The following is a 26,072-nucleotide window of genomic DNA, read 5'->3' as shown; positions in this document are numbered from 1 at the left end:
CGTGATCTTCTGAGCCATAGCTCAGAAGATCACGCACGTAGGCGCGTTCAGGGACGGTCGACGGCGAAGATCGTCAGGTCCTCCGGGGTGCCCTTGAGCTTCGTGTGCCAGCGCTTGCGGCGCACCGACAGGCGCGAGGAGTCGAGGCGCTCGAGCAGGTCCCCGCTGACCAGCACCTCGCCCGTCCCCGCCCGGTCGCCGAGGCGCGCGGCGGTGTTGACGGCGACGCCCAGGTAGTCCCCGCCCACGCGCCGCGGGCGCCCCAGGTGCAGGCCGGCGCGCATCCGCGGCGTCCAGCCCGCGACCTGCACCCGCGCGAGCCGGTCCCGGGCCTCGAACACGGCCTCGACGGCGGCCTCCGGGTCGGCGAGCGCGGCCATCATGCCGTCACCGAGGCGCTTGACCACCGTGCCCGCCCGGTCGGTCACCGGCTTCTCCCACGCCTCGCTGACCTCCCGCAGCACGCGCTGCACCTCGTCGTCGCCGGCCGCCAGCGCCCAGCGGGAGAACTCGACGAGGTCGGTGAACACCAGCACGACCTCGCGCTCCCCCACCCCGCCGCCGAAGCGCTCGAGCACCGCCTGCCAGAGCTGCAGGCCGCCGAGACCGACCTCCCGCGTCACGCCGGGCCGGTCGCCGGTCAGCCCGACCACCGCCCGCCCCGCGAACTCCGCGTGCCGCGCGCCGCCGAGCGAGAGCGGGTCGCCGAAGTGCGCGTCGCCGGGCAGGGCGCGACGCACCCGTTGCACCGCCGCCCGCAGGCCGTCCGAACGGTCGAGCTCCCGGGCCCGGCGCCCCGCCCGCCCGAGGGCCTCGCGCGTGCGCTGCGCCCGGGTCTGCTCCGGGGTCTGCTCCGGGGTCTGCTCCTCGTCGCCTGCGGGGTCGGCCATACCGTGATCCTCACGCACGGCGCCCTCAGAGCTCCGAGCGGCGCTCCGCGAGCGTGGCCGCGACGTCGCGCAGCTTGACGTTGAGGTCCTGGGACGCGCGGCGCAGCACGTCGAACGCGGCGCCGGCGTCGAGGCCGCGGCGCTCCATGAGGATGCCCTTGGCCTGCCCGATCACGTCGCGGGAGTCGAGCGCGGTCTGGAACTGGACGTCGTGCAGCTCGGCGGCCTCGGTGACCGTCACGTAGGCCAGCGCCGTCGAGACGTGCGCGGCGAGCAGGAGCGCGGCCTCGCGGTCGGTCCGACCGAAGCCCCCGGTGTCGTGGCGGTAGAAGTTCAGGGCACCGCGCAACGGCCGCTTCTCGCCGACCGGGAAGAGGCCGACCGCGAACACGCTGCCGGCGCCGAGCTCCGCGGCGGCCGGGCCGAAGCGGGGGAACGTGTCGTCGCGGGCGAGGTCGTCGCTGCCGGCCACGCCGAGCCCACCGGCCTCGAGCGCCCGGACGCAGGGGCCCTCCTCGAACTCATACTGCAGGCCGTCGAGCCGCACGGCGAGCTCGTCGGAGTACGCCGGCGTCGAGTAGCCGTCGTTGCCGCCGCGGCGCAGGGTCACGCTGGTGACGTCGGCGGTCGCGACGACCCGGCGGCTGAGGTCGACGACCCGTTCCAGGACGGCGTCCATCCCCCCGGTGCCCGGCGTGGTGAGCAGCTCGCGCGTGAGGTCGCCGACGGCTCCGGCGAGCAGCCCGATCCGCGGGCCGCCGGCCGGCGCGGACCCGTTCTGCGGGTAGCCGTCGTCGCCCTTGGCGCGCTCGGTCGCGTCCTCGGCCACGAACGCGGTGCGCTCCGTGTCCCAGTCGACCTGACTGCCCTGCCCCGTCACCGCATCTCCCCTCACGTCCTGCCGTCCTGTCCGCCACCATGCTGCCCCGCCCGGGCGCCCGGCGCGTACCCGAGCGCACCGTCGGCTACACCACGCCGCCGTCCGCCGCCAGCGCGGCCGCCACCCGCCCCGCGAGCACCACGTTCCCGCGGTAGACGGCCACGTTGACGTCAAGGCTGCGCCCCTCGGTCGCCCGGTGGACGTGGTCGAGCAGGAACGGCGTGGTGTCGTGGCCCGCGATCCCCCACTGCGCGGCCTCCGCGAGCGCCGCGTCGAGCACCGCGCGGTGCTCGGCGACGTCGAGCTGCGCCTCCGCGGCCACCGGGTTGGCCAGCAGCACCGCGCCGGACAGTCCCAGCGCGTCGCGTGCCCCCACCACGGCCGCCGCCTGCGACGGATCCTCGACCCGCGCCGGCACCGGCACCCCGGCGTCGTGCACGTAGAACCCCGGGAACGCGTCGGTGCGGTAGCCGAGCACGGTGACGTTCAGCGTCTCCAGGCGCTCGAGCGTGGCCGGCACGTCGAGGATCGACTTCACCCCCGCCGACACCACGAGGATCGGCACGGCGGCGAGCGCGACGAGGTCCGCGGACTCGTCGAACGTCGTCGACGCCCCGCGGTGCACGCCGCCCAGCCCGCCGGTCGCGAACACGCCGACGCCCGCGCGGTGGGCGAGCAGGGCCGTCGCGGCGACCGTCGTACCGCCGTCCGCCCCGCGGGCCACGGCGACCGGGAGGTCGCGGACGCTGACCTTCTCGACGCCGTCGGTCGCGGCGAGGCGCTCGATCTGCGCGTCCGTCAGCCCGACGACGGGCCGGCCGGCGACGACGCCGACGGTCGCGGGCACGACGCCCGCGTCGCGCAGCAGCGCCTCGGCCTCCCGCGCGACCTCGAGGTTCCGCGGGCGCGGCAGGCCGTGGGTGAGGATCGTCGTCTCCAGCGCGACGACCGGGCGTCCGGCCGCGAGCGCCGCCCGCACCTCGTCGGACACGACCACCGACATCCGCGACTCCCCTGCCCCTCACCCGATCGGCCGCTGGATCATGCCCGCCCCGCGCGGAAGCGTGCGGAGCGTGACGAACACGGCGGCCGAGCCGGTCGACCCGGCGTCGACAGCATCGCCCACACCACCGCCCCCACCGCCGGGCGTCCACCCCTCGGTCGACCAGATCGTCGGCGCGCTGCACGCGGCGGGCGACCGCGTCGTGCTGCGTCACCCCGAGGGCGAGACCACCGGCGCCGCGCTGCTGGCCCGGATCCACCGGTACGCCGGCGCGCTGGCGAGCCTGGGCGTCGGGCCCGGCGACCTCGTCGCCCAGTACGCGCCGAACCGCGCCGACGCGCTCGCGGTGCGCTACGCGACCCACCTCGTCGACGCCGGCGCGGTGTACCTGTCCGCGCCGCCCGGGGCGGACCGGCGCGCGCAGCAGCTCGCGCAGATCGACCCGGCGCTGGTCGTCGTGTTCCCGCAGACCGCCCACCTGCTGCCGGAGACGGGCGCGCCGTTGGTCGCCGTCGGGCCGGTGCCGGGCGTCCCGCGGCGTCTCGACGAGCTCGCCGCCGCGCAGTCGCGCGAGCCGTTCCCGTCGCGCTCGCACTTGTCGGACCTCGGCACGGTGCTGTCCTCGGGCGGCACCACCGGCATCCCGAAGAGCAGCGTGCGCGACGTCGCCGCCTGGGCCGCCGCCGTCGCCACCCCGCACCGCCCGGAGCGCCGCCAGCTCGCGTCGGGCGCGGAGGCCTACCTCACCCAGATCCTCGTCGCCCAGACGATCATCGGCGGCGGCGTGGTCGTGCTGCGCGACGACTCCGAGCCCGCCGCGCTGCTCGAGCAGGTCGAGGCGGAGCGGATCACCGACCTGTTCCTGGTCGAGCCCCAGCTCGTCGCGCTCATGGACCACCCCGACGTCGCGCGCCGGGACCTGTCGACGCTGCGGACGCTCACGCACATCGGTGCCTCCGCCCCGCCCGCCCTGCGCCGTCGCGCCGTCGAGCGGCTCGGCCCCGTCCTGCAGCACACCTACGGCGCCAGCGAGATGGGCATCGTCAGCGCGTTGCGCCCCGACGAGTACGACCCCGCCGATCCCGGGCGCGCCACCAGCGCCGGGCGCGTCCTGCCCGGGGTCGAGGTGCGGTTCCGCCGTGACGACGGCGCGCTCGACCCGGAGTTCGGGAGCATCGAGGTGCGCTCGGCCGCCATGGCCCACGGCTACCGGAACCGCCCCGTCGAGCAGGCCGAGCACTTCGTCGACGGCTGGTACCGCACGGGCGACCTCGGCCGCCTCGGCGCCGACGGGCACCTGCACATCCTCGGGCGGGCCGCGGACTGCGCCGTCGTCGACGGGCGGCTGGTGACGCCGACGGGCATCGAGGACACGCTGATGCGCGTGCCGGGGGTGCGGTACGCGGTGGTGGTGGCCGACGGCGACCGTCGCGTGGCGGCGGTGCAGTCGTGGGACGGCACCCCGGCCGATCCGCGGGCGTGCCGCGACGCCGTGGCCGCCGAGCACGGCGATGCGGTGGCGGCGACGTTCGTGGTCGTCGCGGTCGACGAGGTCCCGCTCACCGAGCAGGGCAAACCCGACCGGTCCGCGATCTCGGCGCGGGCCCCGTCCTCGTGAGAGCGTGCGGACCGTGAGCGGATACACCGTCGCCGACCACCTCGTCGACCGGCTGGCGGAGCTGGGGGTGGACCGCGTCTTCGGGGTCCCCGGCGACTACAGCCTCGCCATGCTCGACCACGTCACGCACCACCCGACGGTGCGCTGGACCGGGTGCACCAACGAGCTCAACGCCGGCTACGCGGCGGACGGCTACGGGCGCCTGCGCGGGATCGCCGCGCTCTGCACGACGTTCGGGGTGGGCGAGCTCTCCGCGATCAACGCGATCGCCGGGGCCTTCGCCGAGCACGTGCCCGTCGTGCACATCGTCGGCGCGCCCGCGCTGACCTCGCAGGCGCAGCAGCGCCCCGTGCACCACACCCTCGGCGACGGGCGGTTCGGGCACTTCACCGCGATGCACGCCGACATCACGTGCGCGCGGGCGACGCTCACCCACGAGAACGCGGTGAGCGAGATCGACCGGTTGCTGCGCGAGGTCCGCGACCAGCGCCTCCCCGGCTACCTCGTCATTCCCGCCGACGTCGCCGCCGGCCCCGCCGAGAGCGCGCGCCCGGCGCTGCCCGCGACCGTCGACACCACCGACCCCGAGGCGCTCGCCGGCTTCGTCGACGCCGCGCGGCGCCTGCTCGAGTCGGCGTCGACCCCCGACGACGTCACGCTGCTCGCCGGGCTGACCGTGCACCGTCTCGGGGCGGGCGAGACGCTCGCCCGGCTGCTCGCCGCCGGGCCGCTGCCGCATGCGGTGACGCCGTGGGCGAAGAGCCTCGTCGACGAGAGCGCACCCCGCTTCGCCGGCACCTACACCGGCGCCGCGAGCCCGCCGGCCACGCGCACGGCCGTCGAGGACGCCGCGGTGCTCGTCGTCGCCGGGGTCGTGTTCACCGACCTCAACAGCGGCATGTTCACCCAGCGGATCACGCGCAGCCGCACCATCGACCTCGCCCCGCGCACCGCGGCGGTCGGCGCGGCGACGTTCTCGCCGGTCGAGCTGCCGACCGCGCTCGCGGCGCTCGAGCCCCTCGTCGCCGAGGTCGCCGCGCGCCGCGACGGGCCCGCACCGTCGGAGCCGCTCGCGGCCCCGACGCCCGCCGCGGGCTCCGCCCCCGACGGCGAGGCCCTGAGCCAGAACACGCTGTGGGCCGAGGTCAGCGGCTTCCTGCGCACCGGGGACATCGTGCTCGCCGACCAGGGCACCAGCTTCTACGGGATGGCGCCGCACCGGCTGCCCGCGGGCGTCACGTTCGTCGGCCAGCCCCTGTGGGCGTCGATCGGCTACACGCTGCCCGCCCTGCTCGGGACGTGCGCCGCGCTGCCCGGGCACCGCGGCGTGCTGCTCATCGGCGACGGCGCGGCGCAGATGACCGCGACCGAGCTCGCGAGCGTGCTGCGCGAGCGCATCCCCGCGGTGATCGTCGTCGTCGACAACGACGGCTACACCGTCGAGCGCGCCATCCACGGCCCGGACGAGTCGTACAACGACATCACGCCCTGGGACTGGCCGGCGCTGGCCCGCGCGATGGGCGGCGGGGAGCACCTCGTGGCGACGCGCGCGACGACCGTCGGCGAGCTGCGCGCGGCCTTCGCGGGCGCGACGACGAGCCCGGACCGCGTGACGCTCGTGCAGGCCGTCGTCCCCCGCGACGACGTGCCGGACCTGCTCGCCGCGCTCACCGCGGTGCTGGGGTCGGCGCCGACGCCGGCGCCGACCTCCTCCTGAGGTCGCGGCGCAGCTCCCGCCCGCCGCGGGCGTACCAGCCGGCCATCAGCGCGACGGCGAGCGCGACCTCGGCCGCGCTCCCGCCGTAGTACATGACCTGGGCGCCGAGCCGGATCTCCGCCGGCGTGCCGCCGTCCGCGGGCAGGACGCGCGCGTACATCAGCTTCGCGAGCACGTCGTGCCCGGCCGCCGCGACCAGCAGCGTGAGCAGCGCGCCGACGAGCCCGGGGCGGCGCGGGAGCGGGTCCGCCCCGGCCACGACCACCGCGAGCAGGAAGCCCGCGAGCACCATGTGCAGGTCCACCAGCGCCATCACGGCCGGGTGCGCGTGGGCGAGGGCGTAGAGGTCGGTGAGGTAGAACGCCGCCATCCCGCCGAGGTCCAGCACGAGCACCACGGGCGGCCAGGTCAGCACGCGCGCCGGGCGGCCGTGCAGGACGCGCAGCAGGCGCCGGCGGCCGGGCGCGGGCAGGGCGCGCAGCGCCAGCGTCACCGGGGCGGCGAGGGCGAGCAGCAGCGGCCCGACCATCGCGAGCAGGAGGTGCCCGGCGACGTGCAAGGCGAACGGTGCGCCCGGCAGCGCCAGGGCGACCGCCAGCACGGTGACCCCGCCCGCGGCCGCGAGCCACCGCCCGGCGGGCCAGCGGTCGCCGCGGCGGTGCAGCCGGAGGCCGGCCGCGAGGTAGGGCAGGGCGACCAGGAGCGCGAGCAGGGCCGGCCACCAGCCGGCTCCTCCGGCGTGGTGGTGCGCGTGGTTCACGACGCCTCGACCTGCCGCGCCCGGCCGGTCAGCAGCACCGCCCCCACCACGACGCCGAGCGCGCCGCTGACGTTCCAGGCGAGGTCGTAGGGCAGCAGGTCGACCTCGTAGCGGATCTGGTGCAGACCCAGCACCTTGTGCTGGAACAGCCCGTCGTAGACCTGGAAGACGCCCCAGCCGAGCAGGCCGCCGGCCCACACCCGCTTCGGCACCGTGATCCGGCGGCGCTGGAGGTCGGCGAAGAGGAACAGACCGACGACGATCGCGATCCAGCCGCCCGCGTGGAAGATCCCGTCCGACACGAGCCCGGCCTCGAGCCCCGCGCCGTCGTAGAAGTGGTGCCAGTGCAGGAGCTGGTGGAAGACGGTCTCGTCGAGGAACGCCGCGACGCCCACCCCGATGAGGACGCCGGCGAGGACGGAGCGCCCGGTCGCTGTCATGGGGCGTGGTGCCCGGCGCCGACCGGGCCGCACACCGCTCAGCGCAGGTTCTTGTAGCCCGGGTGCACGCCGGGCGTGAGGCCCTGGTCGGCGGCGACCTTGGCGAGCAGCTCGCGCAGGCGCGCCTTCTCGTCGCCGTCCAGCGCGGCGAGCACGGCGTCGTCGTGCTGCCGGGCGACGCGCCCGATGTCGGCCATGAGCGCCGTGCCGGCGTCGGTGAGGTGGACGGCGTGCAGGCGCCGGTCGGTCGGGTTGCGGCGGCGCTCGACGAGCCCGCGCTGCTCGAGGCCGTCGACGAGCGCGACGAGCCGGGTCGCGGGCGTGCCGAGCAGCTCCGCGAGCGCCTGCTGGCTGCTGCCCGGCGCGCCCGCGATCGCGCGCAGCAGGCCGGTCTGGGGCGGGGTCAGGTCGAGCTCGCCGATCCGCGCGGCGAACGCCTGCGCGGCGTGGGTGCCCAGCTGCGTGAGGAGGAAGGCGCTGCCCACGGGCGGCGGGTCGCTCGACGTCACGACGAGAACCATAGAGCTTGACAAACGGTGTCACCAGGTCGACCGTTACATCTTGTCATCGTCCACCGCGAGAAGGAATCGTCATGGCCGCCACCCCGCCCCGGACGCCCGGCTGGCCGCGGGTGCTGTGGGCCGCCGGCGCGGTGCTGCTGGTCGCGATGGTCGTGCACGTCGTCGCGCTGGTCCTGCTCGGCGGGCCCGTCGGCGGGCCGGTGTCGCTGCGCAAGCCGGCGACGTTCGCCGAGACCGGCTGGCTGCTGTGCTGGTCGGTCGCGACGGTGCTGCCACGGCTGCGCACGCGCGCCTGGCAGCGCCACGTCGTCGGGGCGACCGTGCTGGCGTTCGCGCTCGGCGAGACCGCGATCATCGCGGTCCAGGCCTGGCGCGGCGTGCCCAGCCACTACAACTTCACCACCCCGCTCGACGCCGCCCTCATGCGCGGCGGCGCGGCCGGGACGGCGGCGGTGTTCGTCGTCGGCATGGTGGTGCTGCTGGTGGTGGCGCTGCGGTCGCCCGTGTCCCGCGCCCTCCGCCTGGGTGTCGCCGGCGGCGTCGGTGTCGTGCTCGTGGGCTGCGCGGTCGGCATGGTCATGATCTCCACGAACAGCGGGGTCTACCGGGGCGGCGTCGGCAGCGGCTTCGGGGCCACCGGCGCGTACTTCGGCCCCGACCCCGCCACCGTCGGGCCCGACCTCGCCGGGTTCCGCCCGGCCACCGCCGGCGGCGACCTCGTGCTCCCCCACGCCATCGGCGTGCACGGCCTGCTCCTGCTCGCGGTGCCGGCCGTCCTGCTCGCCGGCACCGCGCTGCGCGACCGCCTCGCCCCCGTGGCGACGATGGTCGCGGCGGTCGGCCTCGCCCTGCTCGTGCTGCTCGCCCACGCCTTCCGGATGCTGCCGCTCGACGCCCTCGACACCCCGGCGCTGGCGGTGCTCGCGGCGTGCGCGGCGACCTACCTCGGCGGCCTCGCCGTCACGGCGCGGGCGCTGCTCGCTCGTCGCCCGGGTGAGGATCGCACCGACGTCGAGACCGGCGCCTGAGCGACGGCGGCGTGCCCACCGAGGACGGCTCCTCTTTCACGAGAACGCTTCGATCTCCGGAGCGTTTCCACCGAGGAGCTCGAGCCCTCGGCCCGCCATCAGGCCTGGGCCAGCGGCTCCGTCCGGGCCGGAGCGGCGAGCCGCTCCCGCAACCGCGGCGCCACGTCCGCGTAGGCGCCGGGGTCGACGGGGTTGAGGTACTGCTTGACCCGGGCGCCGCGGGAGATGTCGAGATCCAGGTCGCCGAGCACCTCGTCGACGTTGTGCAGCGAGAACGGGATGATCTTCGTGCCGCGGGCGTGGTGGCCGTCGGTCGCGGCGTTCATGAACGCGATCTGCTCGTCGACGGCCTCGCGCATGGCGGCCGGGGGCGGGAGCTCCAGCCGCCCGGCGAGGTGCGCGGCGATCCAGGCCGCCGCCATCTCGGCGTTCAGCGGGCTGAAGAACGAGGAGTTGTAGCCCGCGAAGGTCACGTCGTCGACGTCGGTCGGCAGGATCTGGCGGTAGAGCAGGAAGTTGCCGCGCTCGTCGAGCAGGCGCGCGGCGACGTCGTCGGGCAGGAACGGCACGCCCTGGCGGAACCCGGTGGCGCACACGAGGGTGTCGGCGCGCAGCACCGCGCCGTCGTCGAGCTCGACGTGCGGGGCGCCGTCCTTCTCGAGCAGCCGGACGATCGTGCGGTCGCGGCGCACCGCGATCTCGCCGGCGCGCACGGCGTCGTAGAAGCCGTCGGTGGTCAGGCCGATCGCGCCGCGCACGATGTCCTCGAAGCACCCCCGCGGCACCAGGTCGAGCTCCTCGAGCCCGAACTGGCGCGCCGACACCGGGCCGAGCGAGTCGAGGATCCGGGAGCGCAGCCCGTTCGCGGGACCGTGCAGGAACTTCTCGATCCCGCGCAGGTAGCGGTAGCGGAACAGCGACTCGCCGAGGCGGGTCAGCAGCAGGTGCTTGAAGTTGAGGAACCCGCCGACCCAGCGCGGCACCTTCCACACGAGCTGGCGCGCCACGACCGTCGTCGCCGCGGCCGTCGGACCCACCGCGACCGCGACGTCGCACGCCGTCTTGCCGTAGCCGAGGACGACGACGTGCCGGTCGCGCACCTCCTCGGGGTCGTGCAGCGCGGTCGCGGGCAGCACCTGCCCGCCCGCGGAGGTGAACTCGTCGACGCCGGGGAAGGTCGGCATCGCGGGCTCGCAGAACACGCCGTTGGCGACGACGAGGTGGTCGACGACGTCGGTGCCGGCCGACGTCGTCATGGTCCACCCGGACCCGTTCGGCACCGCCGCGGTGACCTCGGTCCCGAGGCGCAGCAGCCGGTCGACGCCCGTGTGGGCGGCGTAGGCCTCGAGGTAGGCCTGCACCTGCTCGCCCGAGGGCCACTCGGGCAGGTCGCGGGGCATCGGGAAGTCGGAGAACGCGTACGTGTCGCGCGGGCTCTGCGTGCACAGGCCCGGGTAGCGGCGGGTCGCGCTCCAGACGCCGCCGACGTCGGGCGTGCGGTCGTAGACGACGACGTCGTGGCCGACCTCGGTGAGGACCTTCGCGGTGACGAGCCCCGCGACCCCGGCGCCGACGATCCCGACCCTCACGACGAGCTCTCCGCGGGCAGGCGCAGCTCGATCCCGAAGTCGGCCATGATCGCCTGCATCACCGAGAGGTCCTTCTTGCCCGGCGGCAGGTCGGCCAGTGCCTGGTAGTAGGCCTCGAGGCCGGCCGGCGAGACCACGGAGATCACGCGCGCCTCGTCCTCGTACGGGTTCCGGAACGTGTGGACGACGTCGCGGGGCAGCAGCAGGTAGTCGCCGTGGCCGATGGTGACCTCCTCGCCGCCCAGCATCACGTCGAGCTTCCCGGCGATGCAGATGAACGACTCGTCCTCGCGGGTGTGCACGTGCGGCGGCGGCCCGTTGACGCCGCCCGGGATCGCGTACTCGAACAGGGAGTACGCGTCCCGCGTGTTCTCGCCGGTGGCCTTGGCCGTGATGTTCAGCCCGATGGCCGGGATCTGCCGACCCTCCCGGGACGAGAGCATGTACCCGCCGCCCAGTGACATCGGTGCCTCCTCGTGTGGGTGGAGTCACAGAGTCCGAAACGGGCAGGCGCGCCACCAACATCGCGTCCCGCTCACTGGGACCGATGACGCTGCGGGGTCGGCCGGCTACCGACGCGCGCTGTACGCCCGCGACGCCGCCGCGGCCGCGAGCTGCACCGGCGGGCCCGCGCGCTCGGAGCGCACCGCCGCCGACGGGCCGGTCACCGAGAGCGCCGCGACCACCTCGCCCAGCGGGCCGAAGATCGGCGCGGCGACGCAGGAGACGCCGATGTTGCCCTCCTCGCGCTCCACGGCCCAGCCGCGGTCGGGGATGGCGGCGAGCTCGCGGCGCACGGCGTCGGGAGACGTCAGCGTGCGGGGCGTCCGCGCGGGCAACGGCCCCGCCAGCGCGGCGTCGACGGCCGCCGCCGGCGACCACGCCATGATCGCCCGCCCGAGCGCCGAGCAGTACGCGGGGATCGTGCCGCCCACCTGCGAGAGCATCGGCATCGGCCGGTGCCCGGTGATCTTCTCGACCACGAGGACCTCGGTGCCGTGCAGCACCCCGAGCTGCACGGCGACCTTCACCGCGGCGTGCAGGTCGTGCAGGAACGGCAGCACCGCCTCGCGCAGCTCGTGGCGGATCGGGACCAGCCCGGAGAGCTCGAAGAGGCGCTGGCCGATGCGGTAGCGGTCGTCGGGCTTGTCCAGCCAGCCCAGGCGCAGCATCCGGTCGGCGGTCCGGTGGGTCGTCGAGCGCGGCAGCCCGCAGCGGTGCACGAGCGAGGCCAGCGTCAGCTCGCGGTGGCTCGCGTCGAAGGCGTCGAGGATCGCGGCGGCCCGGTCCAGACCGCCCGCCAGATCCCGGACGTCCCGCTCAGTGGGACTCGCCATCGCTGTCTCCTCGCACCGCGCGTCACGCTCGTGACGGGGATCGAACAGTGGAGGGCGTCATCAAGGCAACCACGGCGCTGGTCGGCGGCGGCGCGAGCGGCATCGGGCGCGCGACCGCCGAACGTCTCGCGCAGGACGGATGGGACGTGGTGCTCGTCGGCCGCACCGAGGAGCGGCTGCGCACCGCGGCCGACGGGATCGAGCGCGCCACCGGCCGGGCGGTGCACCACGCGGTCGCCGACCTCGGCGACCCCGCGGCCGCGGCCCCGCTGGTCGGCGACGTCGAGCGGCGCGTCGGTGAGCTGGGCGTCGTCGTGCTCAACGCCGGCGGACCGCCGCCGGGCCGGATCCTCGACGTCGACGACGACACGTGGCGCCGCGGCGCGGAGCTCGTCCTGCTCGGGCCGCTCGCGCTCGCCCGCGCGGTCCTGCCCGGGATGCGGGCACGCGGCGAGGGACGTCTGGTCCTGGTGACCGGGACGGCCGTGCGCCAGCCGATGCCCGACCTCGCGGTCTCCACGGTGCTGCGCTCGGCGGCCACGGCGGCGGCGAAGCTGCTCGCGGGCGAGGTCGCCGCCGACGGCGTCACCGTCAACTGCGTGGCGCCCGGCCCGATCGCGACCGAACGGCGCGCGCAGATCCTCGCCAACCGCGCCGCGTCGAGCGGCGCGAGTGCCGGGCAGGCGGACGCCGACGACCTCGCGGTCGTCCCGGCGGGCCGCGCCGGCGATCCCGGGGAGATCGCCGCGGCGATCGCCTTCCTCGCCTCGCCCGGTGCGGGCTACGTGAACGGCACGACCCTGACCGTGGACGGCGGACGGACGGAGACCGCGTGGTGATGACGCCGTGAGCGCTTTCGACATGGCCGCCTTCCTGGCCGGCCTCAACCCCGAGGTGCCGCCGAGCGGCGCGCGCCCGCTCGTCGTGCACGCCGACGAGCTGCAGGCCCTGCCCGCGGGCGAGGTGCACAACCCGACCGCGCTGTCGGTGGTCGGCGACCTGCCGACCGCGACCTTCGAGCTGTTCCGCCAGACGATCCCGCCGTCGGCGAGCTCGGACATGCAGCGCCACCACCACGAGACCGTCCACTTCGTCATCAGCGGCGAGGGCTACTCGGAGATCGAGGACGAGACCGTCGAGTGGCGCGACGGCAGCTTCGTCTACACGCCGCCGTGGACCTGGCACCGCCACTACAACACGTCGGCCGAGCGCCCGGTCGAGTTCCTGACGATCGAGAACTCGCGGCTGCTCGGCGCGCTGGGCGTCAACCGCCGCCAGAGCGCGGGGCTGGTCACCGTCGCGGAGGCACGGGCCATGTTCAAAGGGGATCCATCGTGAACGACCACGTCAGCATCTGGGCCGAGCTCGCCGACGTCGACCACGAGCTGCGGCACGTGGACGTGGGCGGGGTGCGCACGCGCGTGCTGCGCGCCGGCGCCGGGCCCGACCTCGTCCTGCTCCACGGCACCGGAGGCCACCTCGAGGCCTACGCCCGCGACATCGCCGGGCTCGCGCGGACCTTCCGCGTCACCGCCTACGACATGGTCGGGCACGGGTGGAGCGACCTGCCCGACACGCCGTTCACCGTCGACGTGCTCTCCGACCACCTGCTCGGGCTCATGGACGAGCTCGGCATATCCTCGGCGCACCTGTCCGGCGAGTCGCTCGGCGGCTGGGTGGTCGCCTGGACCGCGGCGCACCACCCGGAGCGCGTGCAGCGGATCGTGCTCAACACCCCGGGCAACATCACGAACAAGCCCGAGGTGATGAAGCGGCTGGTGGCGAGCACCACGGCTGCCGTCGAGGACCCGAGCGACGCGACGGTGCGCGCCCGCGTCGCGTGGCTGTTCCACGACAAGGACATGGTCACCGACGAGCTGGTGGACCTGCGCCGCGCCGTCTACACCCGCGACGGCTTCCGGCGGGCGGTCGACAACATCCTCGTCCTGCAGGACCCGGTGACCCGCGCGCGCTTCGGCTGGGATCCGTCCTGGGTCGGGCGGATCACGGCGCCGACGCTGCTGCTGTGGACCGACCACGACCCCACCGGCGGGCTCGACGAGGCGCAGATGCTGCTCGACTGGTTGCCGGACGGCCGGCTGCACGTCATCACCGGCGCCGGGCACTGGCCGCAGTGGGAGAAGCCCGGCGAGTTCGTCGAGCAGCACGAGACGTTCCTGCTGACGGTGCACACCCCGGTCACGGCGGTGCGCGCATGAGCGAGATCGTCGGCTTCGTGGGGATGTCGCACTCCCCCTTCGCCACGCTGCTGCCGCCGACCGGGCCGGACGACCCCGGCGCGCCGTTCCTCGCCGACGCCGCCCGCGTGCGCGACGCCGTGGCACGCCTGGCGCCCGACGCCGTCGTCGTCGTGGGCCCCGACCACTTCCACGGCAACTTCTACGACGTCATGCCGCCGTTCGTGCTCGGCGTCGAGACGGCCGTCGGGTTCGGCGACTTCGGCAGCACGTCCGGACCGCTGCCGCTGGCGGGCGAATTGGCGTGGAGCGTGTACGACGGGCTCACCGACGCCGGGTTCGACCTCGCGCTGTCGTACGCGCTGACCGTCGACCACGGCATCGTGCAGAGCTACGAGATGGCCACCGGCGGGACGACGGTCCCGCTGGTCCCGCTCGTGGTGAACACCGCGGCGCCGCCGCTGCCCTCGCTCGCCCGGTGTGTCGCGCTCGGCCGGGCGCTCGGCGACGCGCTGCAGGCCGGCCCGGCGGGGCGCGTGCTGCTCGTCGCGAGCGGCGGGCTGTCGCACTGGCTGCCGTCGAACGACCCGCGCGACCCGTCGGTGGTCGGCGACAAGCGGGAGTCGCTCATCCACGGGCGCCAGGACGCGCAGGCGTTCGCCGCCGCGCGCGAGCCCAAGGTGCGGGCGATGGGCGGCGACCCGGAGGCGCGGGTCAACGACACCTGGGACCGCTGGTTCCTCGAGCGCCTGCGCGCCGGCGACCTCGACGCCATCACCGAGCTCGGGCACGAAGGTCTCGAGAAGGAGGCCGGGACCGGCGGGCACGAGATCCGGACCTGGCTCGTCGGGCTCGCCGCGGTCGCCGCCCCGCTGCGGTGGACGAGCTACGAGCCGGTGCCGGAGTGGATCACCGGCATGGGCAGCGGCGCGACGTTCGAGGTGGCCTGACCGAGCGTCGCCAGGACGGCGCGGTGGTCGCTGCCGGGCAGGTCGAGGACGCGCGTGGAGCGCACCGCGATCCCGCCGCCGGCGAGTACGTGGTCGATCCGGAAGCCGAGCCACCGGGGCCACCACGCCGGCCAGGTCGGCGGCCCGCCGGGCACGCGGGCGTCGCCGAGCGCGGCGAGCGCGCGGTGCTCGGTGGTGCTGTTGAGGTCGCCGGCGATCACGGTGGGGCCGTCGGCGGCGCGGCGCCACGCGGCGAGGAGGTCGAGCTCGTCGCCCCAGCGCTCGACCACGCCGGGCACCGGGGCGACGGGGTGCGCCGCGAGCACGCGCACGTCGTCGAGCGCGCCGCCGGAGACCTCCAGCCAGCCGTAGAGCCCGCCCGCCTGCACGGGCGTCACGCGGACGTCGCCGAGACGCGGGGCGGCGAGCACCGTGGTCCACGGCCCGTCCGGGTCGTCGGGCACGTGGCGGTGCGGGCGCGGCGGGGGAGCGCACCAGGCGCGGAGGTCGAGGTCGGTCAGGTCCTCCTTGAGCCGCGCCAGGTACCGCTCCCCGGCCTCGGGCAGCACGACGAGGTCGGGGCGCTCGGCGCGCAGGATGGCGGCGAGGGCGGCCGGGTCGGCGCGACCCTGCCAGACGTTGGCGACGAGGACGGTGAGGCTCGTCCGTCCCCGGGTGGTCCGGGCCCGGCGCCGCGGGTCGGCCAGCACGGCCCCGGCGACGACCCCCGCGCCGGCGGCGGCGGGTCGGAGGCGGGGCGCCGCGGACGCCAGGGCGGCGACCACCCCGACCCCGCCGGCGAGCGCGGGCCGCGCCGCGAGCAGCACCGGCCACGGCGGGCGGCGCTCCAGCCGGGCGACCTCGGGGACGAGCAGCGCGGCCGCCGCCCCGACGCCCGCGGCGAACCCGAGCCAGCGCGCCATGACACCTCCCCCGCGTCCGGTCCGATCATCGTCCTCCCGCGTCACGCTCGCCGGTGTGAAGCCCGGATCGTGTCCACGACGGCGGCCGCGGGTCCTGTCCGATGCGTCCATGACGGGGTCGTGGCGACGGGGACAGGATCGTGGCCATGACCGAGACCCGACTGCTGAGCACCGTGATCGCGCGCCCGTGGAAGGACGTCTACGCCTACGCGGCCGACCCCCGCCACCTCGTCGACTGGGCCGCCGGGCTGGCGAACGCGCAGGTCGAGCCGGCCCCCGGCCGCCCCGGGGTCTGGATCGTCGACGCGCCGTTCGGGCGCTCCGAGGTGACCTTCGCGCCGGACAACGAGTTCGGCGTGCTCGACCACGTCGTGCGCATGCCCGACGGCACCGACGTCCCCAACCCGCTGCGCGTGGTCCCGCTCGGCGACGGCGCCGAGGTCGTGTTCCACGTGCGCCGCCGCGACGGCATGAGCGACGACGACTTCGCGGCCGACGCCGCGGCGGTCGCCGAGGACCTCGACACCCTGCGGCGGATCCTCGAGACCGGATGAGTCCTCGCCGCGTGGACCCACGGACGTCACTTCCGGGGACTACGGTCACTTCACATGACCGACCGCGAGGTGGAGTCCGTCGCGTACCCCGGCCCGGGCTCGCGCCCCTTCCGGCGCGACCTCGAACCGATCGCCCCGCACGTCATCGTGCTGTTCGGCTGCACCGGCGACCTCGCCAAGCGCAAGCTCCTGCCGGGACTCGCGTACCTCGCCGAGTCGGAGCTGGCCCCGCAGATCCGCATCGTCGGCACCGCGATGGAGGACCTCACCACCGAGGACTTCCGCGCGATCGCCCACGACGCCGTGCAGAACTACGGGATGCACCGGCTCGCCGAGGACGACTGGGAGGACTTCGCCGCGCGCCTGTCCTACGTCCCCCAGGGCGCCGGGCCGGAGGGCCTGACCTCGGCGGTGAAGGAGGCCCAGTCGCAGCTCGGCGACGACGCGCGCCTCCTGCACTACCTCTCGGTGCCGCCGAAGGCCGCGCAGGCCGTGGTCGAGATGCTGCGCGACGCCGACCTCACCGCGGCCTCGCGGGTGATCATGGAGAAGCCCTTCGGCCACGACTTCGAGAGCGCCGTGCGGCTCAACGACTTCGTCCACAAGGTCTTCGACGAGTCGCAGGTCTTCCGCATCGACCACTTCCTGGGCAAGGAGGCCGCCCAGAACATCCTCGCGTTCCGCTTCGCGAACGGCCTCTTCGAGCCGATCTGGAACCGGAACTTCATCGACCACATCCAGATCGACATCCCCGAGGAGCTGGGGCTCGACACCCGCGCCTCGTTCTACGAGGCGACCGGCGCCTACAAGGACATGGTCGTCACCCACCTCATGCAGGTGATGGCGTTCGTGGCCATGGAGCCGCCGACGGCCCTCGAGCCGCGGTCGATCAGCGAGGAGAAGAACAAGGTTTTCCGCTCGATGCTGCCGATCCACCCGAACGACGTCGTCCGCGGCCAGTTCGGCGGCTACCGCGACCACCCGGACGTCGCCAACGACTCCGACACCGAGACCTTCATCGCCCTGCGGGTCGGGCTGGACAACTGGCGCTGGGCGGGCGTCCCGTTCTACCTGCGCACCGGCAAGCGACTCGCCGAGGGCCAGCGGATCATCTCGATCGCGTTCAAGGAGGCGCCGCGCACGATGTTCCCGCAGGGCTCGGGCGTCGGCACCCAGGGCCCGGATCACCTGACGTTCGACCTCGCCGACTCGTCGCGGGTGTCGCTGTCGTTCTACGGCAAGCGCCCCGGCCCCGGCATGCGGCTGCAGAAGCTGTCGATGCAGTTCTCCACCCAGGAGACCGGCGAGGCGAGCGACGTCCTCGAGGCCTACGAGCGCCTGATCCTCGACGCGATGCGCGGCGACCACACGCTCTTCACGACGTCGGAGGGCATCGAGTCGCTGTGGGAGCGCTCGATCCCGCTGCTCGCCGACCCGCCGCCGGTCAAGCCCTACCCCGTCGGCTCGTGGGGCCCGAACGCCATCCACCAGCTGATCGCCCCGAACGCCTGGCGCCTGCCCTTCGAGCGCGCGTGGCGGGAGAAGAAGTAGCAGGTCACCGCCGCGTCAGGGCCTCGTCGATCGTGCGGTGCACGTAGCTCGGCGGCGCGTCGGGGTCGGGGCGCCAGGACGGGAGCGCGTCGGGCGCCTCCGAGGGGGCGGTGCTGCCCTCCCCGTACTCGAACAGCCACCACAGCGTCGACCACGGGTCGAGGAGCCGGGCGAGGCGCTGTCCGCCGTGGAACGGGGTCGGCTCGGTGACGACCTCCGCGCCGGCCGCCCGGGCCCGGTCCACGACGGCGTCGAGGTCGCCGACGTAGACCTGCAGGAGACCGGGCGTGGACGCCCAGTGCGGCTTGGCGTCGCAGAGCATGATCGTCGAGCTGCCGACCCGGACCTCGGCGTGGATCAGCAGCCCGTCGGCGTCGACGGTGTGGGCCGCGCGGGTCTCGCGCCCGCCGAAGACGTCGGCGACGAACCGGATCCAGCCCTCGGCGCCGCGCACGGCGACGAAGGGGTTCACGGTGCCGTAGCCCGGCGGGAGGTCGGGGCCGGTGAGAACGTCCATCCCCCGAGCGTGCTCGCAGAGGAGGACAGGAACGGTCCTCAATCCGGCAGCATCGGCATCTCGAGTCCCTGGTCGCGCCCGAGCAGCGTCGCGCGCGTGACCGCGGAGAGGCCGTAGCGCTCACGGACCTCGTCGACGGCGCTGTCGAGCTGGATCGGATGGGTCTCGCCCGCGAAGGGCAGCTCGAGCTGGCTGCCGCCGGAGTCGTCGAGGTTGCCGACGTTCACGCCGAGCATGGTGAGGCCGCGCTCGTCCATCAGCGGCGCCGCGGCCTGCGCGAGCAGCCGGATCGCGGCCAGGATCGCGTCGGTCTCAGCGGTGGAGCGGGCGAGGGTGTGCGAGCGGGTGGCGCGGCTGAAGTCGCCGAAGCGCAGCCGCAGGGTGACCGTGCGCCCGGTGCGTCCCGCCCGCCGCATGCGCCGGGTGACGCGGTCGACCAGGCCCATGAGCACGGCGTCGACGCGCTCCGGCGGGATCGGCCGGTTGCCCATCGCCCGCTGCGCACCGATCGAGCGGCGCCGGCGCCCCACCTGCACGCGGCGGGGGTCGCGGCCGTGGGCGAGGGCGCCGAGGTGGCGCCCGGCGGCCTTCCCGAGCAGCGACTCGAGGCCCGGCGCGCCCATCGCCGCGAGGTCGCCGACCGTCGTGACGCCCTGGCCCCGCAGCTTGCGCGAGGTGACCTCGCCGACGCCCCACAGCACCTCGATCGGCAGGGGGTGCAGGAACTCGAGCTCGCCGCCGGGCTCGACGACGAGCAGCCCGTCCGGCTTGGCGACGCGGCTCGCCACCTTGGCCAGGAACTTCGTGGCCGCCACCCCGACCGTGATCGGCAGCCCGACGTCGTCGGCGACCTGGCGCCGCAGCCGCGCCGCGATCTCCGCGGGTGGGCCGGCGATGCGCCGCAGGCCGCTGACGTCGAGGAACGCCTCGTCGATCGAGATCGGCTCCACCAGCGGCGTGACCGACCCGAACACCGAGAAGACCGCCCGGCTGGCGCCGCTGTAGGCCTCCATGCGCGGCGACACCACGATCGCGTCGGGGCACAGGGCGCGCGCCATCCGCCCGCCCATCGCCGTGCGCACGCCGCGGGCCTTGGCCTCGTAGCTGCAGGCGAGCACCACGCCGCCGCCGACGATCACCGGGCGCCCGCGCAGCGCGGGGTCGTCGCGCTGCTCGACCGAGGCGTAGAAGGCGTCGAGATCCGCGTGGAGGATCGTCGGCTCGCCGGGCACGAACACACGTTCGCATGCCGGGCCGACTCCCGTGAATTCCTGGAGCCACTGCTTGCGCAAACCTCTAGGTCCAGCTATAACTATGGTCATCGCAGTCAGCAAGAACGCAGTACGTCAAAGGAAGGAGATGACCGATCGTGCTGCTGAACTACGACCCCTTCGACACCTTCCGTGCCCTCGAGCGCCTCACCGGTGCCTCCCGCCAGCAGGCGGTGAGCGGGATGCCGATGGACGTGTACCGCGCCGGAGAGCACTTCGTCGCCTCGTTCGACCTCCCCGGGGTCGACCCCGGCTCGATCGACGTGTCGGTCGAGGGCAACGCCCTGACGGTGACGGCGGCGCGCACGGCGCCGAGCAGCGACGGTGACTACCTCGTCGCCGAGCGCCCGCGCGGGCGCTACAGCCGCCAGCTGGTGCTCGGACGCGACCTCGACCTCGACCGGCTGCACGCCTCGTACACCGACGGCGTGCTCACGCTGACGATCCCGGTGGCCGAGAAGGCCAGGCCCCGCCGGGTCGAGATCCAGCACACCGCGGGCGCGACGTCCATCGCGAGCGGTCACCACCACGACACCGAGGAGGCGCCGACGTCCTGACATCCCCCTGGAGCACGACCACGACGACCATCATCGGAACGTGAGCACCCGCCGGGACGGCCCGGCGGGTGCTCACGCGTGCGCGCGGACACGAGAGAGGAGGCCCGGATGGGCACGGAACGCCTCGACGACCACGACTACCCGGCCCTGACCATCGGTCAGGCCGCCGACCTCATCGGCGTCGCGCCGGCCTTCCTGCGCAGCCTCGACGCGGCCGACCTCCTGCACCCGCACCGCTCGGAGGGCGGGCAGCGGCGGTACTCCCGCCGACAGGTCGACTTCGCCGCGCGCGTCCGGGCGCTGTCCGACGAGGGCCACACCATCGCCGGGGCGGCGTCGATCCTCACCCTGCGCGGCGACCTCGCCGACGCCCAGCGCGACCTCGAGACCGCCCGCGCCGAGCGGGACGAGGCCCGCGAGGAGCGCGACGAGGCGCGCGCCGACCTCGCCCGCGCCCGCGACGACCTGGACCGCCGCGACGGCGGGTGACCTCAGTCCGTCAGGCGCAGGATGATCCGCTCGCCGGGGTCGCGGCCCAGCAGGCGCGCCACGGACCCGACGAGGGCGAACAGCCCGATGGCGCGGTACTGCCAGCCGTACTTGGCGGCGAGCGCGCGCCGCGGGCCCTCCTGCGCGGCGGGATCCGCGACGATCTCCGCGCGGCCCTCGACGGTCGGCGCGTCCGGGGCGACGGTGCCGCGGCGGTCGCACGGGCGCAGGACGACGCGCGGCTCGCGGCGGGCGCGCTTGACCTTCCCGCTGGTCGCGGCCGTGATGACGACGAGGGCGTCCCCGTCGCGGGCGACCCACACCGGGGTCGGCACCGGCTCGCCGCTGCGGCGGTAGGTCGTCAGCGAGACGAACTCCTCGTCGCCGAGAGCGGACACGTCCGTGGGCGCACTCACCGAATCACCCCACCACGTGTCCGGTGTTCCTGCGCGCCGGGGGGAACATGACCCCCATGGCCACCACGACCACGGCCACCGCCGCTCCCCGGGCCACCACCGGCCGCCGCCCGCGCACCCGCCCGGCCGACCTCGTCCTCGAGGGCGGCGGGGTCAAGGGCATCGGGCTCGCCGGCGCCGTCGCGGCCATGACCGACCGGGGCTGGACGCCGCACCGCATCTCCGGGACCTCGGCCGGCGCGCTCGTCGGCGCCATGGCCGCCGCGGGGGCCGCGGGCGAGCAGCTCGGTGAGATCACCGCGCGGCTGGACTTCCGCGAGGTCGCCGACCGCAGCGGCATCGGGCGCCTGCCGCTCGCCGGGCCCGCGCTCGCGTTCCTCGGCGGGCAGGGCCTCTACCAGGGCGAATGGCTGCACACGTGGGTCGGGCAGGAGCTCGAGGCACTCGGCGTGCGGACGTTCGGCGACCTGCGCATCGACGACCCGGCGCTGCCGCGCGACCAGCGCTACCGGCTCGTCGTGACGTGCTCGGACCTCACGCTCGGCCAGCTGGTGCGCCTGCCGTGGGACTACCGCGCGGTCTACGGGCTCGACCCGGACGAGCAGCCCGTGGCCGACGCCGTCCGCGCGTCGATGGCGATCCCGTTCCTGTTCAAGCCGACGACGCTGACCAACCCGCGCACCGGGGTGACGTCGACGCTGGTCGACGGCGGGCTGCTGTCGAACTTCCCCATCGACTCGCTCGACCGCACCGACGGCCGCGAGCCCGGGTGGCCGACGTTCGGGGTCACGATCACCACCGCGCCCAAGCCGGGGATCGGCGACAACGTCGCCCTGTTCCACTCGCGGTGGTTCGACATCCCCCAGCCGGCGCCGCTGCGCCTGCTCGAGCAGCTGATCACCACGATGATCCTGGGCCGCGACCAGGCCGTCATGAACCAGCCGTGGGTCGCCGCGCGCACCATCCACATCGACGCCGGCGCGGTCGGCCTGCTCGACTTCGGGATCAGCCCGGCCCGCGCCCGCGCGCTCTACGAGACCGGGTACGCGTCGGCCGCCGAGTTCCTCGAGCACTTCGACTGGCGGCGGTACAAGCGCCGCTTCCGCCGGGACTCCAGCGACTCCGTCAGCGGCGCGGGGTGAACGGACGGGACCGCGCCGAGCACGCGGCGCGCGAGCGGCTCGTCGCCTCGCTGCTGCGCGAGCTCGACCCGCCGGCCGTCCGCGAGGGCGACACCCTGCGCCTGACGCTGCCCGCCGGTGTGCTGGGGGTCGGGCTCGCCACCTGGTCGCCGACCGGCCACCACCGGCTGTCCGGCGACGTCACCCTCGACGGGCGGCCCGCGACCCACGACGAGGTCGTCGCCGCGGTCCTCGAGACGGTCGCCGGCGGCGAGCCCCCCGACCACCTCGCCGCGCTCGTCGCGAACAGCGTCGACCGCACCGCCCGCTACCTGGACGCGCCGGCCCACGCGACCGGCGACCCCACCCGCGACGCCGAGCAGGCGCTGCGCCTCGGCCACCCGTTCCACCCCACCCCGAAGAGCGCCGAGGGGCTCGACGACGCGGACCTCGCCGCGTGGATGCCCGAGCTCGGCGCGTCGTTCGTCCTGCACCACCTCGCGGTGCGCCCGGATCTCGTCCTCGCCGGCGGGGCGCCGGCCGACCCGCCGCCCGCGGTCGCCGACCGCCTGCCCGCGGGCTGGACCGCGCTGCCCGTGCACCCGTTCCAGGCCCGCGTGCTCGCCCGCGACCCGACGCTCGCGCTGCTCGAGGCCGAGGGCGGCGTCCGGTGGCTCGGGCCGCTCGGCGACCCGGTGTGGCCGACGTCGTCGGTGCGCACGGTCGTCGACACCGTCACCGGGGCGTCGTGGAAGCTGCCGCTGCGGGCGCGCCTCACCCACTTCGTGCGCACCACCCCGCCGGAGCAGGCGCGCCGGGCCGTCGACGCCGCCGCGGTGGTGGCCCGGCTCGGGGCGCTGCCGCCGGGCTTCGGTGTGATCGCCGACCGCGGGTTCGCCACGCTCGACCCGGCGGTCGGTGGCGAGCGCCTGGCCGCCGACCTCACCGTCATCACCCGGGCGCCGTTCCCGCCCGGACGCCCGCGCGTGCTCGCCGCGCTGCTCGAGGACGGGCCGCGCGGCGAGGAGCCGCCGCTGGCGGGCGAGGTGCGCGCCGCCGGCGACGTCCACGCCTGGCTGCGGCGCTGGCTCGCGGTGTCGCTGGTCCCGCTGCTGCAGGTGTACGGGGCGGTCGGGCTGGGATTCGAGGCCCACCCCCAGAACACGCTGGTCGCGACCGACGCCGACGGGTGGCCGGCGGCGTGCTGGGTGCGCGACCTCGAGGGCGCCCACGTGCGCCGCGACCACGTCCCGCCCGGCCTGCCCGCCGACTCCCCGCTCGTCTACGCCACCGAGGAGGCGTGGCGGCGGCTGCGCTACCACGGGGTGGTCAACCACCTCGCCCTGCTCGTCGCGGTCCTCGGGCGGCACACGGTCGGCGAGGAGGCGCTGTGGGCGACGGTCGCCGCGGTGCTGGCGGAGGTGTCCGACCCGGCGGCGAGGCCGTGGGCGCAGGACCTGCTGACCAGCCCCACGCTGCCGGCCAAGGCGCATCTGCGCAGCTGGGCGGCCGGTCGCGGCGAGGACCCGGTGTACCTCGACCTGCCGAACCCGATCAGGATGGGCCCATGAGCTTCACCCACGTGGTCACGTTCAGCTGGACCGGCGACGCCGCCGACGACCCCGCCGTGGTCGACGGGATCGCCGACAGCCTGCGCCGCTGGATCGCCGACGCCGAGCTCCCGGGTCTGCGGTCGTGGTCGTGCGGGCGCGACGCCGGGCTCGCGGGGAACAACGCCGACTTCGCGGTGGTCGCCGTGTTCGACGACGTCGACTCCTACGCGGTCTACCGCGACGACCCCGAGCACCGGCGGATCATCGACGAGCAGATCGCGCACCGCGTGGGACAACGCACGGCCGTGCAGTTCGCGGGCTGACGGTTCCGGGAGCAACATCGGTCCCATGACGGGCTTCGAGCTCGGGACCGACGGCCCCGGCACCATCCTCACCGCGGTCGACGGGTCGATCACCTCGCTGCGCGCCGGCGCGTACGCCGCGGGGCTCGCCCGGCGCCAGCACGCCCACCTGCTGGTGGTGACGGTGGCGACCACGTCGTCGCTCGCTGCCATGGCGCCGGGCGCCCTCGCGGTGCTGAGCGACACCGCCCAGCAGCTCGCCGCCGAGGTGCAGAGCGACGCCAAGCGCTACCTCGAGGACCTGGCGCTCACCGGCGAGCTCGTGCGCGTGCAGGGCGACCCCTACAACGAGATCGTCCGGCTGGCCGACGACCGCAAGGTCGACCTCGTCGTCGTCGGCGCCTCGACCAGCGCCGGTCACCGCATCGTCGGATCGCTGGCGGGGCGCCTGGTGCGCGCCGGGAAGTGGCCGGTCACGGTCGTTCCGTGACCAATCACCCAAACGCACCAGCGGAGGCCTTGCCACTTCACCTACAGTGAACCGGGTCACTACTCCCGCCCGTGCCCCCGAGGTCGCCGTGACCACCCGTCTGACCCCCGCCAGCCCCACCCATCTCGCGCCGTCCTACGCGACGCCGGCCTGGCTGCTGCGGGGCCTCACCAACGAGCCGGGGGTCCTGAGCCTCTACGCCGGGCGCCTGCGGCTGACGACCGGCGCGGGCGTGGTGTTCGACGCGCCGCTCGGTGCGGTCGAGCGGCTGGCGTTCCCCTGGTACCACGGCTCGAGCGGGCTGCGGGTCACCGTCGGCGGGCGTCGCCACCGGGTCACGCTGACCCGTCCGAAGGGGGCCGCGTTCCCGGCGACCCGCCTGCTGGACGCCTCGCGCTCCGAGCCGGGCGTCGAGCGCGCCAACGGCGTCACCGTGCACACGGTGCTCCAGGGCCGCGGCGCCGGGCGCGTCTGGCGCACCCTGCTCGACGTCTGAGCGCGCGTCAGCCCATGTTGGGCTGACCGTTCGAGGCCCCGAGACCGCCGTCGACGGGGATGTGCGCGCCGTTGACGAAGCGCGCGTCGTGGCTCGCCAGGAAGGCGATGACGTCGGCGACCTCGGCCGGCTCCGCCGCGCGGCCGATCGGGATGCGCTGCCGGAACGCCGCCATGGTGTCGTCGTCGGAGCGGGGCCCTTCCGACATCTCGGTCACGGTGAGGCTCGGGTGCACGGCGTTGACGCGCACGCCCTGCCCGCCGTGGTCGAGCGCCATCGCGTTGGTCAGGTTGGTGACCGCGCCCTTCGCCGCGTTGTAGGCCGCCATCGACCAGTCGCCGCCGAGCCCGGACACCGAGCCGACGTTGACGATGCTGCCGCCGACCTCGCGCAGGTGGGGCAGCGCGGCCCGCGAGGCGAAGAAGACGCCGTCGACGTCGGTCGCCATGACCCGGCGCCAGGCGTCGCTGTCGAGGTCCTCGACCGTGCCCGGCTCGGCGACGGCCGCGTTGTTGACGAGCGTGTCGAGACGCCCGTGCTCGGCGACCACGTCGGCGATCAGCTGCGACACGCCCTGCTCGTCCGACGTGTCGGCGACGCGCGCAACCATCGTCGAACCCGCGGGGGCGTCCGCGACGACCTTGTCGAGCTTCTCCTGCGTGCGTCCGGTGATCACCACCGTGGCGCCCTCGGCGGCGAAGCGGTGGGCGGTGGCGGCGCCGATGCCCGACCCGCCGCCGGTCACGATGACGATGGCACCGGTGAATCTGCCGGCGGCACGGCCGTCGGCCACGCGATCTCCTCGAGTCATCGGGTCGGCTACCCGCCGCCCGTGTCGTCACCCGTGGTGTCGAGAAGGTCACCTCGGGTGGCGGGACAGCGGAACCTAGGTCACGCTGAC

General features: G+C 75.1%; 30 protein-coding genes. 16 read left to right on the top strand and 14 right to left on the bottom strand.

Annotated elements, in window-relative coordinates; genetic code table 11:
• Positions 1 to 47 precede the first annotated feature (47 nt).
• The 3 genes from WCD58_RS31530 to WCD58_RS31520 form a co-directional block, all read right to left on the bottom strand.
• Complete coding sequence (locus WCD58_RS31530) at positions 48 to 890, bottom strand: adenylate/guanylate cyclase domain-containing protein (protein ID WP_337707098.1); 843 nt, start codon at positions 888 to 890, stop codon at positions 48 to 50.
• Between the two features lie 25 nt (positions 891 to 915).
• Entirely contained in the window at positions 916 to 1,770 is an 855-nt protein-coding gene (locus WCD58_RS31525; protein WP_337707097.1) for a GAF and ANTAR domain-containing protein, read from the bottom strand.
• 85 nt (positions 1,771 to 1,855) lie between these two features.
• Entirely contained in the window at positions 1,856 to 2,773 is a 918-nt protein-coding gene (locus WCD58_RS31520; protein ID WP_337707096.1) for a pseudouridine-5'-phosphate glycosidase, read from the bottom strand.
• A 70-nt stretch (positions 2,774 to 2,843) separates the two neighbouring features.
• Between WCD58_RS31520 and WCD58_RS31515 the strand changes: the two genes are divergently transcribed.
• Together WCD58_RS31515 and WCD58_RS31510 are read left to right on the top strand one after the other, a co-directional pair.
• Positions 2,844 to 4,391, top strand: a complete 1,548-nt coding sequence (locus WCD58_RS31515) for a class I adenylate-forming enzyme family protein (RefSeq protein WP_337707095.1) — start codon at positions 2,844 to 2,846, stop codon at positions 4,389 to 4,391.
• 13 nt (positions 4,392 to 4,404) lie between these two features.
• The gene (locus WCD58_RS31510) at positions 4,405 to 6,108 is read left to right on the top strand and encodes an alpha-keto acid decarboxylase family protein (protein ID WP_337707094.1); all 1,704 of its coding nucleotides are present in this window, start codon (positions 4,405 to 4,407) and stop codon (positions 6,106 to 6,108) included.
• Here the strand turns inward: WCD58_RS31510 and WCD58_RS31505 are convergent.
• The 3 genes from WCD58_RS31505 to WCD58_RS31495 are packed head-to-tail and all read right to left on the bottom strand — an operon-like array spanning position 6,059 to position 7,817.
• Positions 6,059 to 6,868 (bottom strand): cytochrome c oxidase assembly protein, encoded by an 810-nt coding sequence (locus tag WCD58_RS31505; protein WP_337707093.1) that lies wholly within the window; start codon positions 6,866 to 6,868, stop codon positions 6,059 to 6,061. The genes WCD58_RS31510 and WCD58_RS31505 overlap by 50 nt on opposite strands.
• A complete protein-coding gene (locus WCD58_RS31500) occupies positions 6,865 to 7,308 on the bottom strand; it encodes a DUF2243 domain-containing protein (protein WP_337707092.1) in 444 nt (147 codons plus the stop codon). Before WCD58_RS31500 ends, WCD58_RS31505 begins: the two co-directional genes overlap by 4 nt.
• A gap of 38 nt (positions 7,309 to 7,346) precedes the next feature.
• Positions 7,347 to 7,817 (bottom strand): MarR family winged helix-turn-helix transcriptional regulator, encoded by a 471-nt coding sequence (locus WCD58_RS31495; protein WP_337707091.1) that lies wholly within the window; start codon positions 7,815 to 7,817, stop codon positions 7,347 to 7,349.
• 83 nt (positions 7,818 to 7,900) lie between these two features.
• Here WCD58_RS31495 and WCD58_RS31490 point away from each other — a divergent pair, with 83 nt between their 5' ends.
• Complete coding sequence (locus WCD58_RS31490; protein ID WP_337707090.1) at positions 7,901 to 8,857, top strand: hypothetical protein; 957 nt, start codon at positions 7,901 to 7,903, stop codon at positions 8,855 to 8,857.
• Positions 8,858 to 8,955: 98 nt separating this feature from the next.
• Here WCD58_RS31490 and WCD58_RS31485 read toward each other — a convergent pair whose 3' ends face one another.
• The 3 genes from WCD58_RS31485 to WCD58_RS31475 form a co-directional block, all read right to left on the bottom strand.
• Positions 8,956 to 10,446, bottom strand: coding sequence for a flavin-containing monooxygenase (locus WCD58_RS31485; RefSeq protein WP_337707089.1), 1,491 nt, complete (start codon positions 10,444 to 10,446; stop codon positions 8,956 to 8,958).
• Positions 10,443 to 10,910, bottom strand: coding sequence for a cupin domain-containing protein (locus WCD58_RS31480; RefSeq protein ID WP_337707088.1), 468 nt, complete (start codon positions 10,908 to 10,910; stop codon positions 10,443 to 10,445). The genes WCD58_RS31485 and WCD58_RS31480 overlap by 4 nt, the downstream gene beginning before the upstream one ends.
• Positions 10,911 to 11,015: 105 nt before the next feature.
• The gene (locus tag WCD58_RS31475; RefSeq protein ID WP_337707087.1) at positions 11,016 to 11,783 is read right to left on the bottom strand and encodes an IclR family transcriptional regulator; all 768 of its coding nucleotides are present in this window, start codon (positions 11,781 to 11,783) and stop codon (positions 11,016 to 11,018) included.
• A gap of 47 nt (positions 11,784 to 11,830) precedes the next feature.
• Between WCD58_RS31475 and WCD58_RS31470 the strand changes: the two genes are divergently transcribed.
• Genes WCD58_RS31470 through WCD58_RS31455 form a run of 4 tightly spaced genes read left to right on the top strand, consistent with a single transcriptional unit; the run spans position 11,831 to position 14,931 of the window.
• Positions 11,831 to 12,622 carry an SDR family oxidoreductase gene (locus tag WCD58_RS31470; RefSeq protein ID WP_337707086.1) on the top strand — a complete coding sequence of 264 codons (792 nt, stop codon included), beginning with the start codon at positions 11,831 to 11,833 and terminating at the stop codon, positions 12,620 to 12,622.
• A gap of 7 nt (positions 12,623 to 12,629) precedes the next feature.
• Positions 12,630 to 13,121 (top strand): cupin domain-containing protein, encoded by a 492-nt coding sequence (locus WCD58_RS31465; protein WP_337707085.1) that lies wholly within the window; start codon positions 12,630 to 12,632, stop codon positions 13,119 to 13,121.
• Positions 13,118 to 14,002, top strand: coding sequence for an alpha/beta fold hydrolase (locus tag WCD58_RS31460; RefSeq protein ID WP_337707084.1), 885 nt, complete (start codon positions 13,118 to 13,120; stop codon positions 14,000 to 14,002). The genes WCD58_RS31465 and WCD58_RS31460 overlap by 4 nt, the downstream gene beginning before the upstream one ends.
• On the top strand, positions 13,999 to 14,931 hold the full coding sequence (locus WCD58_RS31455) for a DODA-type extradiol aromatic ring-opening family dioxygenase (RefSeq protein WP_337707083.1): 933 nt from the start codon (positions 13,999 to 14,001) through the stop codon (positions 14,929 to 14,931). The genes WCD58_RS31460 and WCD58_RS31455 overlap by 4 nt, the downstream gene beginning before the upstream one ends.
• On the opposite strand, the gene WCD58_RS31450 is transcribed toward WCD58_RS31455, so the two are convergent.
• On the bottom strand, positions 14,868 to 15,854 hold the full coding sequence (locus WCD58_RS31450; protein ID WP_337707082.1) for an endonuclease/exonuclease/phosphatase family protein: 987 nt from the start codon (positions 15,852 to 15,854) through the stop codon (positions 14,868 to 14,870). The genes WCD58_RS31455 and WCD58_RS31450 overlap by 64 nt on opposite strands.
• Positions 15,855 to 16,000: 146 nt before the next feature.
• Here WCD58_RS31450 and WCD58_RS31445 point away from each other — a divergent pair, with 146 nt between their 5' ends.
• Both WCD58_RS31445 and zwf read left to right on the top strand, forming a co-directional pair.
• On the top strand, positions 16,001 to 16,408 hold the full coding sequence (locus tag WCD58_RS31445) for an SRPBCC family protein (protein WP_337707081.1): 408 nt from the start codon (positions 16,001 to 16,003) through the stop codon (positions 16,406 to 16,408).
• Between the two features lie 54 nt (positions 16,409 to 16,462).
• Positions 16,463 to 17,959 (top strand): glucose-6-phosphate dehydrogenase, encoded by a 1,497-nt coding sequence (gene zwf / locus WCD58_RS31440; protein WP_337707080.1) that lies wholly within the window; start codon positions 16,463 to 16,465, stop codon positions 17,957 to 17,959.
• 4 nt (positions 17,960 to 17,963) lie between these two features.
• On the opposite strand, the gene WCD58_RS31435 is transcribed toward zwf, so the two are convergent.
• Both WCD58_RS31435 and dinB read right to left on the bottom strand, forming a co-directional pair.
• Positions 17,964 to 18,476, bottom strand: a complete 513-nt coding sequence (locus WCD58_RS31435; protein WP_337707079.1) for a VOC family protein — start codon at positions 18,474 to 18,476, stop codon at positions 17,964 to 17,966.
• A gap of 38 nt (positions 18,477 to 18,514) precedes the next feature.
• Positions 18,515 to 19,714 (bottom strand): DNA polymerase IV, encoded by a 1,200-nt coding sequence (gene dinB / locus WCD58_RS31430; protein WP_337707078.1) that lies wholly within the window; start codon positions 19,712 to 19,714, stop codon positions 18,515 to 18,517.
• 131 nt (positions 19,715 to 19,845) lie between these two features.
• On the opposite strand from dinB, the gene WCD58_RS31425 reads away from it, so the two are divergent.
• Entirely contained in the window at positions 19,846 to 20,304 is a 459-nt protein-coding gene (locus tag WCD58_RS31425; protein WP_337707077.1) for an Hsp20/alpha crystallin family protein, read from the top strand.
• 108 nt (positions 20,305 to 20,412) lie between these two features.
• Entirely contained in the window at positions 20,413 to 20,793 is a 381-nt protein-coding gene (locus WCD58_RS31420; RefSeq protein WP_337707076.1) for a MerR family transcriptional regulator, read from the top strand.
• A gap of 2 nt (positions 20,794 to 20,795) precedes the next feature.
• On the opposite strand, the gene WCD58_RS31415 is transcribed toward WCD58_RS31420, so the two are convergent.
• Complete coding sequence (locus tag WCD58_RS31415) at positions 20,796 to 21,209, bottom strand: PPOX class F420-dependent oxidoreductase (protein WP_337707075.1); 414 nt, start codon at positions 21,207 to 21,209, stop codon at positions 20,796 to 20,798.
• A 56-nt stretch (positions 21,210 to 21,265) separates the two neighbouring features.
• On the opposite strand from WCD58_RS31415, the gene WCD58_RS31410 reads away from it, so the two are divergent.
• The 5 genes from WCD58_RS31410 (at position 21,266) to WCD58_RS31390 (ending at position 25,171) form a co-directional block, all read left to right on the top strand.
• Complete coding sequence (locus WCD58_RS31410; RefSeq protein ID WP_337707074.1) at positions 21,266 to 22,351, top strand: patatin-like phospholipase family protein; 1,086 nt, start codon at positions 21,266 to 21,268, stop codon at positions 22,349 to 22,351.
• On the top strand, positions 22,348 to 23,901 hold the full coding sequence (locus WCD58_RS31405) for an IucA/IucC family protein (RefSeq protein ID WP_337707073.1): 1,554 nt from the start codon (positions 22,348 to 22,350) through the stop codon (positions 23,899 to 23,901). The genes WCD58_RS31410 and WCD58_RS31405 overlap by 4 nt, the downstream gene beginning before the upstream one ends.
• Entirely contained in the window at positions 23,898 to 24,206 is a 309-nt protein-coding gene (locus WCD58_RS31400) for a Dabb family protein (RefSeq protein ID WP_337707072.1), read from the top strand. The genes WCD58_RS31405 and WCD58_RS31400 overlap by 4 nt, the downstream gene beginning before the upstream one ends.
• A 25-nt stretch (positions 24,207 to 24,231) precedes the next feature.
• The gene (locus tag WCD58_RS31395) at positions 24,232 to 24,675 is read left to right on the top strand and encodes a universal stress protein (RefSeq protein WP_337707071.1); all 444 of its coding nucleotides are present in this window, start codon (positions 24,232 to 24,234) and stop codon (positions 24,673 to 24,675) included.
• Between the two features lie 88 nt (positions 24,676 to 24,763).
• Positions 24,764 to 25,171, top strand: coding sequence for a hypothetical protein (locus WCD58_RS31390; protein WP_337707070.1), 408 nt, complete (start codon positions 24,764 to 24,766; stop codon positions 25,169 to 25,171).
• 7 nt (positions 25,172 to 25,178) lie between these two features.
• Here WCD58_RS31390 and budC read toward each other — a convergent pair whose 3' ends face one another.
• Complete coding sequence (gene budC / locus WCD58_RS31385; protein WP_337707069.1) at positions 25,179 to 25,964, bottom strand: meso-2,3-butanediol dehydrogenase; 786 nt, start codon at positions 25,962 to 25,964, stop codon at positions 25,179 to 25,181.
• Positions 25,965 to 26,072 lie beyond the last annotated feature (108 nt).

Origin of the sequence: Actinomycetospora flava (genome assembly GCF_037400335.1) — a bacterium.
Lineage (GTDB): Bacteria > Actinomycetota > Actinomycetes > Mycobacteriales > Pseudonocardiaceae > Actinomycetospora > Actinomycetospora flava.
Note: the sequence above shows the minus strand (reverse complement) of the source record. Positions and strands in the feature narration are given on the sequence as shown.